Raw genomic sequence first — 15,625 nt, forward strand, 5'->3', positions numbered from 1 at the left:
TGAGGGCACCCGGCCGAATTGGTCTAGTCCTTAGACGAGATCCCGGCCACCAGGGCCGCCAGGGCGATGTCGAGGGCCCTCTCCCGGTACGCGAGGGCCTCTTCCGCGGAGAGCATGACGGAGATGTCCTGGATCCCCCCGAGGGCGATGACCGCGCCCATCCTGGCGGGGGTCCCGTGCCCGGGTCCGACCAGGAGGCGGTCGAGCCGGCGCCGCCAGGCCACGACGGCGTCGATGAGCCCGATGTCGGCCAGGGAGCCGACGTCGTTGAGGACGGCGACCAGCAGGGTGCTGTGGCGCACACAGATGTCGAAGTAGTCGCCCAGGAGCTCGCGGGCGCGGTCGGACATCCCCTCCGGGGCCTCCGCCGGCTCGTCCCCGTACTCGGCGAAGAGGCCGCCCATGTCCTGCTCCAGGGGCTCGACCAGCGATCTGAGCAGGTCGTTCTTGGACGGGAAGTGGTAGTACAGCGCCGCCTTGGTGATGCCGAGGCGCTCCGCGATCTCGCGGAGGCTCGTCTTCTCGAACCCCTTGCGGGCGAACAGGTCCAGTGCCGCGGCCTGGATCTCGGCCTTGGTGTCGCTCTGCGCTCTGGGCACCCGTGTCACTCCCGTTCACTCGCCGCCTGGTCCGCCGAGTCTAACCCGTACCTTCCGACCGGTAAGTTACTTGACGCACGGTAAGTAGCTGCCTAACGTGTCCCGCAAGGCATCCGAAGGAGCGTGAACCCCCGTGACAGCCGTACGGAACGTCCTGATCTCCGGCGCCGGCATCGCCGGCCCCGCCCTCGCCCACTGGCTCCACCGGTACGGCATCGAGCCGACCGTCGTCGAACGCGCCCCCGCGCCCCGCTCCGGCGGCTATGCCGTCGACGTGCGCGGCGTCGCCCTGGACGTCGCCGAGCGCATGGGCGTGCTCGACGGCATCGCGGAGCACGGCACCGGCATGGCGTCCGCGTCGTTCGTCGACGCGCGCGGGCGCCGCGTCGCCGACTTCACCCCCTCCCAGGCCCGCACGGCCTCCGAGGGGCGGTCCCGCGAGCTCCTGCGCGGCGACCTGGTCCGGCTCCTGCACGAACCCACCACCGCGTACACCGAGTACCTGTACGACGACACGGTCACCGCGCTGGAGCAGGCCCCCGGGGGCGTGCACGTGTCCTTCGCGCACGCCGCGCCGCGCGTGTTCGACCTGGTGGTGGGGGCGGACGGCCTCCACTCCACCACCCGTGCCCTCGCCTTCGGCCCCGAGGGCCCCTTCCGGAGGTTCCTGAACGCCTACATCAGCATCTGCACCGTGCCCAACCACCTCGGCCTGGACCGGGAGGTCCTGCTGCACAACCTCCCCGGGCGGGCGATCGCGCTCTACCACACGCCCCGGGCCGAGGGGGCGAAGGCGATGTTCCTGGTGTCCACGCGCTCGGAGACCGGGATCGACCGCCGGCCGGCCGGTGAGCAGAGGCGGTTCCTGCGCGAGGCGTTCGCCGGGGCGGGCTGGGAGGCGGGCCGCCTCCTGTCGGAGACGGAGTCGGCCCCGGACTTCTACTTCGACTCCGTCACCCAGATCCGGGCCCGCAGCTGGTCGGCCGGCCGGGTGGTCCTGCTCGGCGACGCCGCCCACTGCCCCTCCCCCGCGTCGGGCCAGGGCAGCAGCCTCGCCCTGGTCGGCGCCCACGTGCTCGCCGGCGAGCTGGCCCGACACGACGCCCCCGCCGCGGCGCTGGCCGCCTACGAGGCCCGGATGCGGCCCTTCGTGGCCGCCAACCAGGCGATCGCCGACGCGGGCCTGGGGTTCCTGGCCCCGCGGACCCGGACGGGCATCGCCGTGCGCAACGCGCTGGTGCGCGCCGCCCCGCTGCTGTCCCGGATCGGGGGGTTCGACTCCAAGCTCTCGACGGCGGCCGAGGCCCTGGAGCTGGACGCGCCCGCGCCCGCGCCGGGCTGACCCGCCCGTGCCGTCCGGGCGCGGCACGCCTCGGGGGCCGGGGCGGCTCCCCCGCCTATAGTGCAGGGGCGAGTACCCGGCCGGGCCGGGGAGCCCGGCCCGGGCGCCCGCGCCCCGAGGTGGACGGCGGAACGACAGTGGGCGACCCCGAGACCGGACCGGTGGCCGCCGACGGAGCCCTCCGCCCGGTGCCCCGCCGGGGCTCCGAGCTCGTCCTGCTCGCGGCCGGGCTCGTGACGGTCGCGGCGACCCTCCTGACGGCGTCCCTGTCCGTCACCGGCGGCGCCGAACCCGTCCTCGGCCTCTACCTGGCCGTCCTGTGCGCCGGGGCCCTCTCCCTCCACCTCCTGCTGCGCCGGGTCGCGCCCTACGCCGACCCGGTCGTCATGCCGGTCGCCACCGTCCTGAACGGACTGGGCGTCACCATGATCTGGGTGATCCAGACGACCCGGGCCGCGACCGCCGGGGAGCACGGGGACGCCGACCGGCAGGTGGTGTGGACCGTCGTGGGCATGGCCCTGTGCGCCGCCGCGGTGGTGGCCGTCCGACGCCCGCAGCGGCTCACCATGTACACGTACGTGATCGCGGGCGCCGCCCTGCTCCTGCTCCTGCTGCCGCTGTCCCCCCTGGGCCACGAGGTGCTGGGCGCCCGGCGGTGGATCGGCCTGGGCCCGTTCACGATGCAGCCCTCGGAGTTCGCCAAGGTGCTCCTCGTCCTCTTCCTCGCCTCGTACCTGGGCCGGCGCCGCGAGGTGATGGCGCTGGTCACCCGCACCGTCAGGGTCGGCCGCCTCAAGGTGTTCAGCGTGCCCCGCGCACGCGACCTGGCGCCCATGGCCGTGGGCTGGGGCCTGGCGATCCTCCTGCTCGTGGGCACCAGGGACCTGGGGACGTCGCTCCTGCTGTTCGGGACGTTCCTGGCGGTGCTCTACGCCGCCACCGCGCGCAAGTCGTGGGTGCTCATCGGCCTGGTGGCCTTCTCGGCGGGCGCGTACGCGGCGTACCTGATGTTCGGGCACGTGCGCAACCGCGTGGACATCTGGCTCGACCCCTTCGACGAGGAGGTGTACAGCCGCCCCGGAGGCAGCTACCAGATCGTCGAGGGCGTGTTCGCGCTCGCCGAGGGCGGCCTGACCGGAACGGGCTTCGGAGCCGGGGCCGTCCAGGAGGTCTTCGCCGCCGACAGCGACCTGGTCCTGGTCTCGGTGGGCGAGAAGCTGGGGCTCACCGGCCTGATGGCCGTCCTCCTCCTGCTCCTGCTCCTGGCCGAGCGGGGGTTCCGCATCGCTCTGGGCTCCCGGGACTGGTTCCTGAAGCTGACGGCCCTCGGATACGCCTTCCTCACCGCGTTCGACGTGTTCATCGTGCTCGGCGGGGCGACCCTGCTCATCCCCCTGACCGGTATGACCGCGCCGTTCCTGTCGGCCGGGGGGTCGGCGCTGATGGCCAACTGGGTGATCGTCGGCCTCTGGCTGACCATCAGCGAGACGGCGCGCCGGCCCCGGGCGGGCGGCGCGGAGCGGGACCCCGCCACGGAGGCCCTCCGCGTGCGCGCCCTGCCGCCCCCTCCCCCGGAGACCCGCCCGGGGTGACGCGGGGGCACTAGACGCCGGCCGCGTCCCAGTAGGAGCGCCACTCCGCCGCGGACAGGTCACGGGGCTCCCTGCCGTCGGCGCGGGCCGCCTCCTCGGCGGCGCGCACGCGCGCGTCGAACCTGCGGGACGCCGCCCTGAGGTCCGTCTCCGCGTCCCGGCCCCGGGCGCCCTCCGCCGCCACGGCGGCGAACAGCCCGCCGCCCTCGGCCCCGTCGTCGCCCACCAGCTCGACGGGGAAGCCGTTGCGGACCGCCCTCCTCTGGAGCTCGTGGGCGAGCAGCACGGCGGGCTGCGCGAACGGCACCCCGTCCAGGACGGAGGGCTTCGCGCCGGTCCCGCCCGCCTCCGCCTTGGCCGCGCGCTCGGCCGCCTTGATGGCCTCCCAGTCGGCCCACACCTCGTCGACGCCCGCCACCTCGGCCCCGCCGAACACGTGCGGGTGGCGGCGGGTCATCTTGTCGATGATCGCGTCCGCGACGTCGTCCACCGTGAAGCGCGCGGGGTCGCCCTCGGGGCGCTCGGCGGCGACGGCCGCGTGGAACACCACCTGGAGCAGTACGTCGCCCAGCTCCTCGCGGAGCGAGGCCAGGTCGCCCTCCTCGATGGTCTCCAGGGTCTCGTAGGCCTCCTGGATCAGGTACTTGGCCAGCGACTCGTGGGTCTGGGAGCTGTCCCAGGGACACTCCCTGCGCAGGGTGTCCATCACCTCCACCAGGCGCAGTACCCGGTGCCCGGTCGGCTGGGGGTCGTTCATCTCGGTCCTTAGCTGTCGGGGTCCTGCCACTGCTCGTCCTGCGCGCCCGCACCCTAGCGGGGCAGCCATCCGCCCTCGCGCAGGGCCGCCATCACCTCGGCCACGGACTCCGCCGGGTCGCCGCCGGTGTCCAGCACGAGGTCGGCGTCCCCGGGCTCCTCGTAGGGGTCGGAGATCCCCGTGAACTCCGGGATCTCCCCCGCGCGCGCCTTGGCGTAGAGCCCCTTGCGGTCACGGGCCTCGCACACCTCCAGGGGCGTCGCCACGTGCACGAGGAAGAAGTCCCCGAACTCCTCCACCATCGCCCGCACCTCGGCCCGGCCCGCCGCGTACGGGGCGATCGGCGCGCACACGGCCACCCCGCCGTGCCTGGTGATCTCCGCGGCGACATAGCCGATGCGGCGGATGTTGAGCTCCCGGTCCTCCCGCGAGAACGTCAGCCCGCTGGAGAGCATGCGCCGGACCACGTCCCCGTCCAGCAGCGTCACCGTGCGCCCCGACCTGCGGATGCCGTCGCACACCCCGCGCGCGATCGTGGACTTGCCCGAACCCGACAGGCCAGTGAACAGGATCGCGACCCCCCGCCTGGTCCGCGCCGGGCGCAACCGGGCCAGTTCGGCGCCCACCCGGGCCGGGGTGAACCAGGCGGGGAGCTCGCGCCCGTGCGCCAGCTCGGCCTCGACCTCCTCGTCCGTCGGCTCCGGGACGGCGTGCGCGGGGTCCACCCGGGTCAGGGGCTGCCACAGCCCCTCGGACGAGTCGTAGCGCCACGGCTCCGGCTCCAGGACCGTCAGCGGCGGGCGCCGGGCCATCACCCGCTCGACGTCCGGCCCGCTCCCGCCGGTCACCGCCAGCATGTGGGTGGCGCCGTAGGCGGCGGCCACGTGCGCGGCCAGCGCCACGTCGCGCACGCCCCAGCTGCCGCCGAGCGCGCCCTCGGTCCGCGCGGCGCCCCTCGGCAGGGTGCACACGACGAACGCGGTGCGCCCCGGCAGCAGCGGTTCGGCGGCCAGGACCGCCGTCGCCATGCCCTCGTCCTCCAGGCCCGTCTCGACGATCACCAGCACCTCGGCGCGGACGCCGCCCGCCGCCTCCCCGAGGGCGTCGGCCTCCGCGCGGATCTGGTGCAGGACCCGGTGGTGCAGGGGACGGTCGGTGACCACCGCGAGCAGCGACCCGCACGAGGAGGGTTCGAGCTCGCGCTGGCCCCGCACCTCCGCGGGCGAGGACCGCAGCTTGCGCAGCACCCCGTACATGGGCGGGCGCAGCAGCGCCACGTCCCCCGCCAGGCGGTGGACGCCCTCCGCCTCCCAGTGCTCGGTGACGGTCAGCTCGGCCAGCGGCGCGCCCTCGGGGTCGGCGAGGGTCAGCGCCGCGGCACCCGCCAGCGCCTCCGGGACCTCCAGGGTGACCGGAACCGGCCAGGGGCGGCCGTCGGGCAGCCGCCCGGAGCGCTCCACCGACGCGGCCTCGTCCCGCGTCATGAAGCCGGGCAGCGGGTAGGCGCCGTTGAGGATCAGCTCCAGGTGGGCGAGGCCGTCCGGACCCGGGACGAAGACCGGGGCGCCCGACCGTCCGCCGCCGCCCTCCGGCGCGCTCCCACGCCTGATCGCACTCACCACGAGGTTCCTCTCCTACGGTGTCCCGGGAATCGCCTCTAGCGTATGCCCGAAGCCCCCGGCCGCCCCGCCCGCGTCGCACGGAACGCGGCGCGGACGGCGGGGGAGCCGGAATAGAAGCACCCCACCGGCGGTTCCACCGACTGTGCACCGCGCCTCCGGCGCCGGTCGCCGCGCGGGGGCGGCACGGGCGGGCCGGCGGGGCCTTCGTCCACACCCCGCCCGCGCGAAACCTCCGGACTCGATAGTCTGAGGGGTGCCGGGCGTCCACTCCCGCAGCCGCCTTCTCCTCGTGCAGGCCGCGACCACCGCCTGATCCGGACCCACTTCCACTTTCAGTTTCTGGTGCTATGAGCCTTATTGGACTTCTCGCCGACGTCTCCAGGGACCCGGCACTGCACAGCGCGATCGAGGCCGCCCGACGCGGCCTCGATCCCCACCTCGACCTCGTCGCGCCGGCCGCGCTGCGCCCCTTCATGGTGGGCGCGCTGGCCGCCGACGCCCCCGTGGGCGCGGGTCGGCCCGTCCTCGCCGTCACCGCCACCGAGCGCGAGGCGTCGGACCTGACCGACGCCCTGTGCTCGCTGCTGCCCGACGACTCCGTCGCGCTCTTCCCCGCCTGGGAGACGCTTCCGCACGAGCGGCTCTCCCCCCGTTCGGACACGGTCGGACAGCGCCTCGCCGTCCTGCGCCGCCTGGCGCACCCCGACCCCGCCGACCCGCTCACCACCCCGCTGAGGGTGGTCGTGGCCCCCGTGCGCAGCGTCCTGCAACCGCTCGTGGCCGGACTGGGCGACCTGGAGCCGGTCCGCATCCGCCCCGGCGACGAGGCGTCCCTGGAGGACGTGGTCACGGCCCTGGCCGACACCGGTTACGCCCGGGTCGACCTGGTCGAGAAGCGCGGCGACATGGCCGTGCGCGGCGGCATCCTGGACGTGTTCCCGCCCACCGAGGAGCACCCTCTGCGGCTGGAGTTCTGGGGCGACACCGTCGAGGACATCCGCTACTTCCAGGTGGCGGACCAGCGGTCCATCGCCCCGCGCGAGGGCGACGAGGGGTCGCGCGCCGGCGCCGCCTCCGGGCTGTTCGCACCGCCGTGCCGCGAACTCCTGCTCACCGACACCGTGCGCGACCGCGCACGCGCCCTGGCCGAGGAGCACCCCTCCCTCGCCGAGATCCTGCACAAGATCGCCGACGGCGTCTCCGTCGAGGGCATGGAGGCGTTCGCGCCCGTGCTCGCCGAACGCATGGAGCCCTTCTTCACCTACCTGCCCGAGGGCGCGATGGTGGTGGGCTGCGACCCCGAGCGCATCCGCACCCGCGCGGTGGAGCTGGAGGCCACCAGCGCCGAGTTCCTCGACGCCTCGTGGATCAACGCCGCCTCCGGCGGCGAGGCCCCCATCGACCTGGGCGCGTCCGCCTACATGTCCGTCGCCGAGCTGCGCGCCGCCGCGGCCGGGCGCGACCTGCCCTGGTGGGGCCTCACGCCCTTCAGCGCGGGCGACGAGGGGGGCGCCTCCGAGGAGGACGACGCCGTCGTCGTCGGCGCCGCGCCCGCCGAGTCCTACCGCGGGGACACCGAGCGCGCCCTGGCCGACATCAAGGGCTGGCTGCACGACAACTGGAGCGTCGTCCTGGTCACCCAGGGCCACGGCCCCGCCGAGCGGCTGGTCGCGATGCTGCGCGACGCCGGCCTGGGCGCCGCCCTCGCCTCCGACCTGGCCGACCCTCCCCCGCCCGCCGTCGCCACCGTCACCACCGGGCTGGTCGACCACGGGTTCCTGCTGCGGACGGTCCACACGGTGGTGCTCACCGAGACCGACCTGGCCGGACAGAAGTCCTCCACCCGCGACATGCGCAGGATGCCGAGCAGGCGGCGCGGCACCGTGGACCCGCTCCAGCTCAAACCGGGCGACTACGTCGTCCACGAGCAGCACGGCGTGGGCCGCTACCTGGAGATGGTCAGCCGCCAGGTCCAGGGGGCCACACGCGAGTACCTGCTCATCGAGTACGCGCCCTCCAAGCGCGGCCAGCCGGGCGACCGCCTCTTCGTCCCCACCGAGCAGCTCGGCGAGGTCACCCGGTACGTGGGCGGCGAGGCCCCCACCCTGTCCAAGATGGGCGGCGCCGAGTGGAGCAAGGCCAAGAGCCGGGCCCGCAAGGTCGTCCGTGAGATCGCCGGCGACCTCATCCGCCTGTACTCGGCCCGCCAGGCCTCCCCGGGCCACGCGTTCGGTCCGGACACCCCGTGGCAGCGGGAGCTCGAGGACGCCTTCCCGTACGTGGAGACGCCCGACCAGCTCGCGGCCATCGACGAGGTCAAGAAGGACATGTCCCGGTCCGTCCCGATGGACCGGTTGATCTGCGGCGACGTCGGCTACGGCAAGACCGAGGTCGCGGTGCGCGCCGCGTTCAAGGCGGTCCAGGACGGCAAGCAGGTGGCTCTGCTGGTGCCCACCACGCTGCTGGTGCAGCAGCACATGTCCACGTTCACCGAGCGGTACGCGTCGTTCCCGGTCACCGTCAAACCGATGTCGCGGTTCCAGACCGACGGCGAGGTCGAGGTGACCCGCGAGGGGCTGCGCAGCGGCGAGGTGGACGTCGTCATCGGCACGCACCGCCTGCTGTCGTCGGAGACCCGCTTCAAGGACCTGGGCCTGGTCATCATCGACGAGGAGCAGCGCTTCGGCGTGGAGCACAAGGAGGCCCTCAAGCGGCTGCGCACCCAGGTCGACGTGCTGGCGATGTCGGCGACGCCGATCCCGCGCACCCTGGAGATGGGCCTGACCGGCATCCGCGAGATGACCACGATCCTCACCCCGCCGGAGGAGCGCCACCCGGTGCTCACCTTCGTGGGCCCCTACGAGGACAAGCAGATCACCGCCGCGATCCGCCGCGAGCTGATGCGCGAGGGCCAGGTGTTCTTCGTGCACAACCGCGTGGCCTCCATCGACAAGGTCGCGGCGAGCATCAAGCGCCTGGTGCCGGAGGCCCGGGTGGCCTACGCGCACGGCCAGATGAACGAGCAGCAGCTCGAGAAGGTCATGGTCGACTTCTGGGAGAAGAACTTCGACGTGCTGGTCTCCACGACCATCGTCGAGTCCGGCCTGGACGTGCCCAACGCCAACACCCTCATCATCGACCGCGCCGACACCTACGGGCTCTCGCAGCTGCACCAGCTCCGCGGCCGGGTGGGCCGCGGGCGCGAGCGCGCCTACGCGTACTTCCTGTACCCGCCGGAGAAACCGCTGTCCGAGACCGCCTACGAGCGCCTGGCCACGGTCGCCCAGCACACCGAGATGGGCGCGGGCATGTACGTGGCCATGAAGGACCTGGAGATCCGGGGCGCGGGCAACATCCTGGGCGCGGAGCAGTCCGGCACCATCGCGGGCGTGGGCTTCGACCTGTACGTGCGCATGGTGGGCGAGGCCGTGGCCGAGCTCAAGGGCGATCCGGACGCGGTCGAGGAGATCGAGACCCGGGTCGAGCTGCCCATCAACGCGCACATCCCGCACGACTACGTTCCGGGCGAGCGGCTGCGGCTCCAGTCGTACAAGCGGCTCGCCGGCGTGGGCAGCGAGGAGGACATCCTCGCCGCGTACGAGGAGCTCACCGACCGGTACGGGCCCCCGCCCCAGCAGGTGGACAACCTGATGGCGGTGGCGCGGTTCCGGGTGCTCGCCAAGTCGGCGGGGCTGTCGGACGTCGTCATGCAGGGAAACCAGATCAGGTTCTCCCCGGTCGACCTGCGCGAGTCGCAGGAGCTGAGGCTGCGGCGGATGTACCCCAAGTCCCTGCACAAGGAGACGGCGCGGACCCTGCTGGTGCCGGTGCCCAAGGCCGGCGGCCTGGGCGGCAAGCCGCTGCGCGACCTGGAACTCCTCAAGTGGTGCAGCGACCTGGTCAACGCCGTCTTCGAGCCGCACAGGAGAGCCGGCCGGAGCACCCCGGCCCAGTAGCCCGGGCCCCGGCCGGGGCGTCCCCGGACGCGCCGGCCGGGACGGCTCCCGTCCGAGCGGCCTCCACCGGAAGGCCGCCGGACCCGCCGCCGTACGGCGGTCCGGTGCGGCACCGTCGAACGGGTCAGTGCCCGGGGGCGTCCACGCCGCCGGGGTCCGCCTCGTAGGTGATGCCGTACATCTCCTCGTCCTCGCCCGGCCTCCGCCGCCACCAGCGACCGCCGGAGGCGCGGCGGGCGTCCTTCGCCTCCCGCCTCTCCCGGCGCCGGTGGTCGCGCAGTTCCCGGCGGGCCTCCTTGCGCGCGCCGCGCTCGGCGCCGCGGTCGACCGTCCGGGCGGCCCGCTCCCGCTCCCTGGCCGCCCTCAGCTCCTCGGGGGTGGCAGGAGAGGGCTCCGCGTCCGGCCCCGCCTCCTCCCCGGCGTCCCCGACGTCCTGGCGGTCACGGCGGCGCAGCGGCGTCACCGTCGCCAGGCCCTTCCCGACCGGGACGTCCGGCGGCAGCTCGACCACCGGCCGCGACTCGGCCCCCGGCCGCCCGGGGGCCCGCGTCCCCTTCTTCGCGGCGCCCGTCCCGGGCGCCGTGGAAGCGGGGGACTCCGTGCCCTTCCCCAGCCGCAGCTTGCGCCAGTACCACCAGTTCGCGATCCAGGCGGCGACCGCCGCGGCCACCCCGACCTCCAGGGCGGCGACGAGGCCCACCTGCCACGCCGACGGCCCCACCTCGCTGAGCCGCTCTCCCCCCAGGGGCCCGCCCGCGATCTCCGCCATGGCCGCGCACAGGATCCCCGTGGTCACACCGCACACGAACCCCCACAGGGGGGCCGCCTCGCCGACCGCGTCCGGTGCACTGCGCTGGGTCAGGACACCGCCCACCGCACCCGCAGCGAACGGCAGGGCCAGCGCCACCAGGGACACCGCCGGAGCGGCGCCGTCGTCCGGCAGGGCGGCCAGCATCGGGAACACCGGCAGGGCGCCCACCGAGACCCCGGTCGGGGCGACGACGGTACCCGCGCCCATCGCGAACCCCGGCCCCAGCGCATAGCAGACCGCGAATACCACCGCGTTGGGCAGGTACGCCAGCTGGATGACCACCAGCAGCACACCGCCGACCACGCCGGGCCCCAGCACCCTCGTCGTCTCGACGGCTTCCGGGAAGGCGAACGCCAGCGCCGCCGCGAACAGCAGCAGCCCGCCCAGCAGGAGGGTTCCGGTGGACGCGAGCATCCCCACCAGGAGGGACCTCGGCCTGGCGGGCATCAGCTCCAGCAGGTCCCGGACCGCCACGCCCTTGTCGCGCATCAGCTGGCGCAGCGCCCCCAGCCCCGCGGCGAGGAAGGCGATGGCGAACCCCATGACGAGGGCGCGCGGCATGCTGGGTTCGATGGCCTCGGTGCGCGCCACCAGCGCCAGCGTGCCGGCGATCGCCGCGTAGGGGCCGGCGACGGCCACCGCAGCCCCCCACACATACCGGAGCCGCAGGATCTCGCAGGAGCGGGCCAGCCACCGGCCCGACCGGTACAGCAGCAGGCCCGGCAGCAGGACCAGCCCGAGCGGGAGCAGGGCGATCTGCCCGTCGGGCACGGTGAACGACACGTGGTGGCCGACCAGCCAGGCCAGGACCGCCCCCTGGAGGATGTCGACGATGTCCTCGCCGAAGGTGTCGTGCGGCGCGGCCACCCAGCCGATGATGGTGAGGGTGACGATGGCGGCCAGACCGCTGCCCGCCGCCGTGGCGGCGGCGATGCCCCCGGTCGCGTAGAGGGGTCTGCGCTCGTCTGCGGCCTCCGGCGCGGAGGCTTCCGCGGCGGTGGCCCGCGGGCGCTTCGGCGGTCGGCCTCGGTCGGGGGGAGATCCTGGCGTACTCACCCGACTTATGCTGCCAGGGACCGGAATGCTCCGCGGTATCCCGTCGCGCGTGTCGTGCGCGCGTGTGCGGCGGCACCGGTGGAACCGTCGGCGTCCGGCCCCGTCGTACGGCGGGAGACAGGTTCCGCCCCCGCTGCGGACGGACACCCGTGGCAGGCCCCGACCGCTACCGGCTCTCCGGCCGGAAGCGCGACGAGGCGCCGGAACGGTTGCGGACGGCGCCGGAGGAGGGCAGTACGGACCCCGGGGAGCACGGGATTCGCGCCGGGGCGGGCGCTGAGCACGCCCCGGAACGGAAACGGCTCCGCCCCACCGCCGGGTGTCCCGGATGGTGGGGCGGAGCCGTGGAGACGGACGCCCGCGAGGGGCGACGTCGCCGGACGCGGGCTAGAACAGCTCGCGCACCAGCTTGGCAGTCTCGCTGGGGGTTTTGCCGACCTTGACGCCGGCGGCCTCCAGAGCCTCCTGCTTGGCCGCGGCCGTGCCCGCCGAACCCGACACGATCGCGCCCGCGTGCCCCATCGTCTTGCCCTCCGGAGCCGTGAACCCCGCCACGTACCCCACCACGGGCTTGGACACATTGGCCCTGATGAACTCCGCCGCGCGCTCCTCCGCGTCGCCGCCGATCTCACCGATCATCACGATCACGTCGGTGTCGGGGTCGGCCTCGAACGCCGCCAGCGCGTCGATGTGCGTGGTCCCGATGACCGGGTCCCCGCCGATGCCCACCGCCGAGGAGAAACCGATGTCGCGCAGCTCGTACATCATCTGGTAGGTCAGCGTGCCCGACTTGGACACCAGACCGATCCGGCCCGGCTTGGCGATGTCGGCCGGGATGATGCCCGCGTTGGACTGGCCCGGCGTGATCAGACCCGGGCAGTTCGGGCCGATGATGCGGGTCTTGTTGCCCTTGGAGCCGGCGTAGGACCAGAACGCCGCGGTGTCGTGCACCGGGATGCCCTCGGTGATCACCACCGCCAGGCCGATCTCGGCGTCGATCGCCTCGACGACCGCGTCCTTGGAGAACTTGGGCGGCACGAAGATGACCGTGACGTCGGCGCCGGTGGCGGCCATGCCCTCGGCCACCGATCCGAAGACCGGGACCTCGGTGCCGTCGAAGTCGACCTTCTGGCCGGCCTTGCGCGGGTTGACCCCGCCCACGATGTTGGTGCCCGAGGCGAGCATGCGCCGGGTGTGCTTGGTGCCCTCAGAGCCCGTCATGCCCTGGACCAGCACCTTGCTGTCCTTGGTCAGGAAAATAGCCATGGTGTGTTCCGTCTCCTACTTCGCCGCGAGCTCGGCGGCCTGAGCGGCGGCGCCGTCCATCGTGTCGACCCGCCGAACGGCCGGGTGGGCGCGCTCGTCGAGGATCTGGCGGCCCAGCTCGGCGTTGTTGCCGTCCAGTCGCACCACCAGCGGCTTGGTGACGTCGTCACCGCGGCCCTCCAGCAGCTCCAGCGCCTGCACGATGCCGTTGGCGACCGCGTCGCAGGCGGTGATACCGCCGAAGACGTTGACGAACACGCTCTTGACCGCCGGGTCGCCCAGGATGATCTCCAGGCCGTTGGCCATCACCTCGGCGGAGGCGCCGCCACCGATGTCCAGGAAGTTGGCGGGCTTGACCCCGCCGTGCTCCTCCCCGGCGTAGGCGACCACGTCCAGCGTGGACATGACCAGGCCCGCGCCGTTGCCGATGATCCCGACCTCGCCGTCGAGCTTGACGTAGTTCAGGCCCTTGGCCTTGGCGGCGACCTCGAGGGGGTCGCCCTCCTCGGCGAACGTGAGGCTCTCCAGGTCCTGGCGGAACTCGGCGTTCTCGTCCAGGGTGACCTTGCCGTCGAGAGCGACGACGCGACCGTCCTTGGTGAGGATGAGGGGGTTCACCTCGACGAGCGTGGCGTCCTTGCCCACGAACGCGTCCCACAGCTTGGTGATGATCTCGGCCGCGCCCTGGGCGGCGGCCTCGGGCAGGTTGCCCGCCTTCGCGATCTCGGCCGCGACGTTCGCGGGCGCGCCGGTCAGGGGGTCGATGGAGATCTTGGCGACCGCGTCGGGGTTGGTGACGGCGACCTCCTCGATCTCCATGCCGCCCTCTTTGGAGCAGATCGACAGGAAGTTGCGGTTCGCGCGGTCCAGCAGGAAGGAGAAGTAGTACTCCTCCGCGATGTCGGAGGCCTCCTCGACCAGGACACGGTGGACCGTGTGGCCCTTGATGTCCATGCCGAGGATCTGCTCGGCCTTGGCCTGGGCGTCCTCGGGGCCCTCGGCGACCTTCACGCCGCCGGCCTTCCCGCGACCACCGGTCTTGACCTGCGCCTTGACAACGACGCGGGGTTTGCCGGCAGCGGCGAACTCGTCAGCGATGGCACGTGCCTCAGCGGCCGTGCTCGCCACCTTCCCCTGGGGTACGGGAACCCCGTACTCTGCGAAGAGTTGCTTCGCCTGGTATTCGAACAGGTCCACGAGGGTCCGTCCTTGTAACTCGCTGGCTCAGGATGTCTACCGGGGTGGCCTCGTCCGGATCGGCTGTGACCTACTGGTACACGTCACACGCAGCAGGACCCCGAGGGGCCCCGCCGTTCACAGAGATCGAGATCGCCGCGGAGTCGCCACCCGCGACATGCGCAAAGCTTAGTCGCCTGAAATCCGGCCGCCGGACACCGGGGGCCGCTTCATCGCGTCGGTCCCGGCCCAAAAGCCGTCCATGCCGCACTGCGGAAGCGTCCGCGTGGGAAATTGTGTGACCAGCGACACCGCGAATAACACGACATGGGTGCATTGGCCGTGCCATGGCCGCTTCGGTCCTGCGACCAACATCACGCCGCGGACCGCCGCACGGGACCGGTCGCGGACGCCGCCCTCCGCGCCGGCGCTCCCCGCCGGCGCCGACGGAGGGTCAGGCCGCGTGCGCCGGGCGGACGTTCTCCCGGACCCAGTCGGCGATCTCCGAGGTGGGCGCCCCCGGGGTGAAGATCTTGGCGACTCCCAGCCGTTCGAGCTCCGCGATGTCCGCGTCGGGGATGATCCCGCCGCCGAACACGCGGATGTCCTCGGCGTCGTTCTCCCTCAGCAGCTCCATCACCCGGGTGAACATGGTCATGTGGGCCCCCGAGAGCACGGACAGCCCGATGGCGTCGGCGTCCTCCTGGAGAGCCGCCGCGACGATCATCTCCGGCGTCTGGCGCAGACCGGTGTAGATGACCTCGACCCCGGCGTCGCGCAGGACGCGGGCGACGATCTTGACCCCCCGGTCGTGCCCGTCCAGTCCCGGCTTGGCGACGACGATCCTTGCCGCACCCTCGGCCATGGCTTACCCCTCACGACGTGTTCCCCGCGGCCCGGCCACTCCTTGTGGGAGCCCCACCGGGACGGGGTGGAGACGATGAACTCGTGTGAAGCGTAACGCAGGTCACTCGCGGGTGACGGGCACGGGGACGGGTATCTTCCGAGCATGGGAGACGATGCCGCCGAATTCGACCGAACCAGCACAGAGGACCTGCGGGACCGCGCCGTCGAGCTGGCACGTCAGAGGTGGGACCTGCGCTTCTTCTGGCGGCTGCTCGGCCTCGTCCCGGCCGCGGAGGCCGCGGCCGGGAACGACAGGGCCAGCGAGGCGAGTGTCGCCCAGCTCTCCGGCTTCGTGTACGAGGCCCTCTCCGTCGAGACGGACCCCGGGGTCCAGGAGGCCCTGCGCCCCGTCTACGTCCAGTACCTCCTCGACCACGGGGAGGAGGAGGGCGACACGGGCCCCGGAACGGGGGACACCGGCACCTCCGCGGACCCCGGGGGCACCGCTCCGGGAGGGGCCCGGCCCGGCGGGGCCGACGGCGACGGGCCTTCCTGACCCCTCGGGGTGCATGTCCGAAAACCGCCAGCACCCGCCCCGGCCC

General features: G+C 73.4%; 11 protein-coding genes. 4 read left to right on the forward strand and 7 right to left on the reverse strand.

From position 1 onward, the window contains the following. Nucleotides 1-23 precede the first annotated feature (23 nt). Complete coding sequence (locus ACQPYD_RS28410; RefSeq protein WP_433698475.1) at nt 24-599, reverse strand: TetR/AcrR family transcriptional regulator; 576 nt, start codon at nt 597-599, stop codon at nt 24-26. Between the two features lie 133 nt (nt 600-732). Here ACQPYD_RS28410 and ACQPYD_RS28415 point away from each other — a divergent pair, with 133 nt between their 5' ends. Both ACQPYD_RS28415 and ACQPYD_RS28420 read left to right on the forward strand, forming a co-directional pair. Then, nucleotides 733-1,941 (forward strand): FAD-dependent monooxygenase, encoded by a 1,209-nt coding sequence (locus tag ACQPYD_RS28415; RefSeq protein WP_433698476.1) that lies wholly within the window; start codon nt 733-735, stop codon nt 1,939-1,941. Between the two features lie 137 nt (nt 1,942-2,078). Beyond that, the gene (locus tag ACQPYD_RS28420) at nt 2,079-3,533 is read left to right on the forward strand and encodes an FtsW/RodA/SpoVE family cell cycle protein (RefSeq protein WP_433698477.1); all 1,455 of its coding nucleotides are present in this window, start codon (nt 2,079-2,081) and stop codon (nt 3,531-3,533) included. A 10-nt stretch (nt 3,534-3,543) separates the two neighbouring features. Here ACQPYD_RS28420 and ACQPYD_RS28425 read toward each other — a convergent pair whose 3' ends face one another. Together ACQPYD_RS28425 and cysC are read right to left on the reverse strand one after the other, a co-directional pair. Next, nucleotides 3,544-4,290 carry a MazG family protein gene (locus tag ACQPYD_RS28425; RefSeq protein WP_433698479.1) on the reverse strand — a complete coding sequence of 249 codons (747 nt, stop codon included), beginning with the start codon at nt 4,288-4,290 and terminating at the stop codon, nt 3,544-3,546. A gap of 53 nt (nt 4,291-4,343) precedes the next feature. Further along, complete coding sequence (cysC, locus tag ACQPYD_RS28430; protein WP_433698480.1) at nt 4,344-5,912, reverse strand: adenylyl-sulfate kinase; 1,569 nt, start codon at nt 5,910-5,912, stop codon at nt 4,344-4,346. Between the two features lie 347 nt (nt 5,913-6,259). Between cysC and mfd the strand changes: the two genes are divergently transcribed. Further along, entirely contained in the window at nt 6,260-9,868 is a 3,609-nt protein-coding gene (mfd, locus tag ACQPYD_RS28435; RefSeq protein ID WP_433698481.1) for a transcription-repair coupling factor, read from the forward strand. A gap of 124 nt (nt 9,869-9,992) precedes the next feature. Here mfd and ACQPYD_RS28440 read toward each other — a convergent pair whose 3' ends face one another. The 4 genes from ACQPYD_RS28440 to ACQPYD_RS28455 form a co-directional block, all read right to left on the reverse strand. Then, complete coding sequence (locus ACQPYD_RS28440) at nt 9,993-11,735, reverse strand: cell division protein PerM (protein ID WP_433698482.1); 1,743 nt, start codon at nt 11,733-11,735, stop codon at nt 9,993-9,995. Nucleotides 11,736-12,122: 387 nt separating this feature from the next. After that, the gene (gene sucD / locus ACQPYD_RS28445; RefSeq protein WP_433698483.1) at nt 12,123-13,001 is read right to left on the reverse strand and encodes a succinate--CoA ligase subunit alpha; all 879 of its coding nucleotides are present in this window, start codon (nt 12,999-13,001) and stop codon (nt 12,123-12,125) included. Nucleotides 13,002-13,016: 15 nt separating this feature from the next. Continuing rightward, nucleotides 13,017-14,198 (reverse strand): ADP-forming succinate--CoA ligase subunit beta, encoded by a 1,182-nt coding sequence (gene sucC, locus ACQPYD_RS28450; RefSeq protein ID WP_433698484.1) that lies wholly within the window; start codon nt 14,196-14,198, stop codon nt 13,017-13,019. Nucleotides 14,199-14,631: 433 nt separating this feature from the next. Further along, complete coding sequence (locus ACQPYD_RS28455; protein WP_267946591.1) at nt 14,632-15,042, reverse strand: cobalamin B12-binding domain-containing protein; 411 nt, start codon at nt 15,040-15,042, stop codon at nt 14,632-14,634. A 144-nt stretch (nt 15,043-15,186) separates the two neighbouring features. On the opposite strand from ACQPYD_RS28455, the gene ACQPYD_RS28460 reads away from it, so the two are divergent. After that, nucleotides 15,187-15,579 (forward strand): hypothetical protein, encoded by a 393-nt coding sequence (locus ACQPYD_RS28460; RefSeq protein WP_433698485.1) that lies wholly within the window; start codon nt 15,187-15,189, stop codon nt 15,577-15,579. Nucleotides 15,580-15,625 lie beyond the last annotated feature (46 nt).

Origin of the sequence: Nocardiopsis sp. CA-288880 (assembly GCF_050955985.1) — a bacterium.
Taxonomy (GTDB): Bacteria; Actinomycetota; Actinomycetes; order Streptosporangiales; family Streptosporangiaceae; genus Nocardiopsis; species Nocardiopsis tropica.

Coding starts and splice junctions, on each gene's coding strand:
- ACQPYD_RS28425 (WP_433698479.1), bottom strand. CDS start 4,290: ATGAACGACCCCCAGCCGACCGGGCACCGGGTACTGCGCCTGGTGGAG.
- sucD (WP_433698483.1), bottom strand. CDS start 13,001: ATGGCTATTTTCCTGACCAAGGACAGCAAGGTGCTGGTCCAGGGCATG.
- ACQPYD_RS28460 (WP_433698485.1), top strand. CDS start 15,187: ATGGGAGACGATGCCGCCGAATTCGACCGAACCAGCACAGAGGACCTG.
- ACQPYD_RS28455 (WP_267946591.1), bottom strand. CDS start 15,042: ATGGCCGAGGGTGCGGCAAGGATCGTCGTCGCCAAGCCGGGACTGGAC.
- mfd (WP_433698481.1), top strand. CDS start 6,260: ATGAGCCTTATTGGACTTCTCGCCGACGTCTCCAGGGACCCGGCACTG.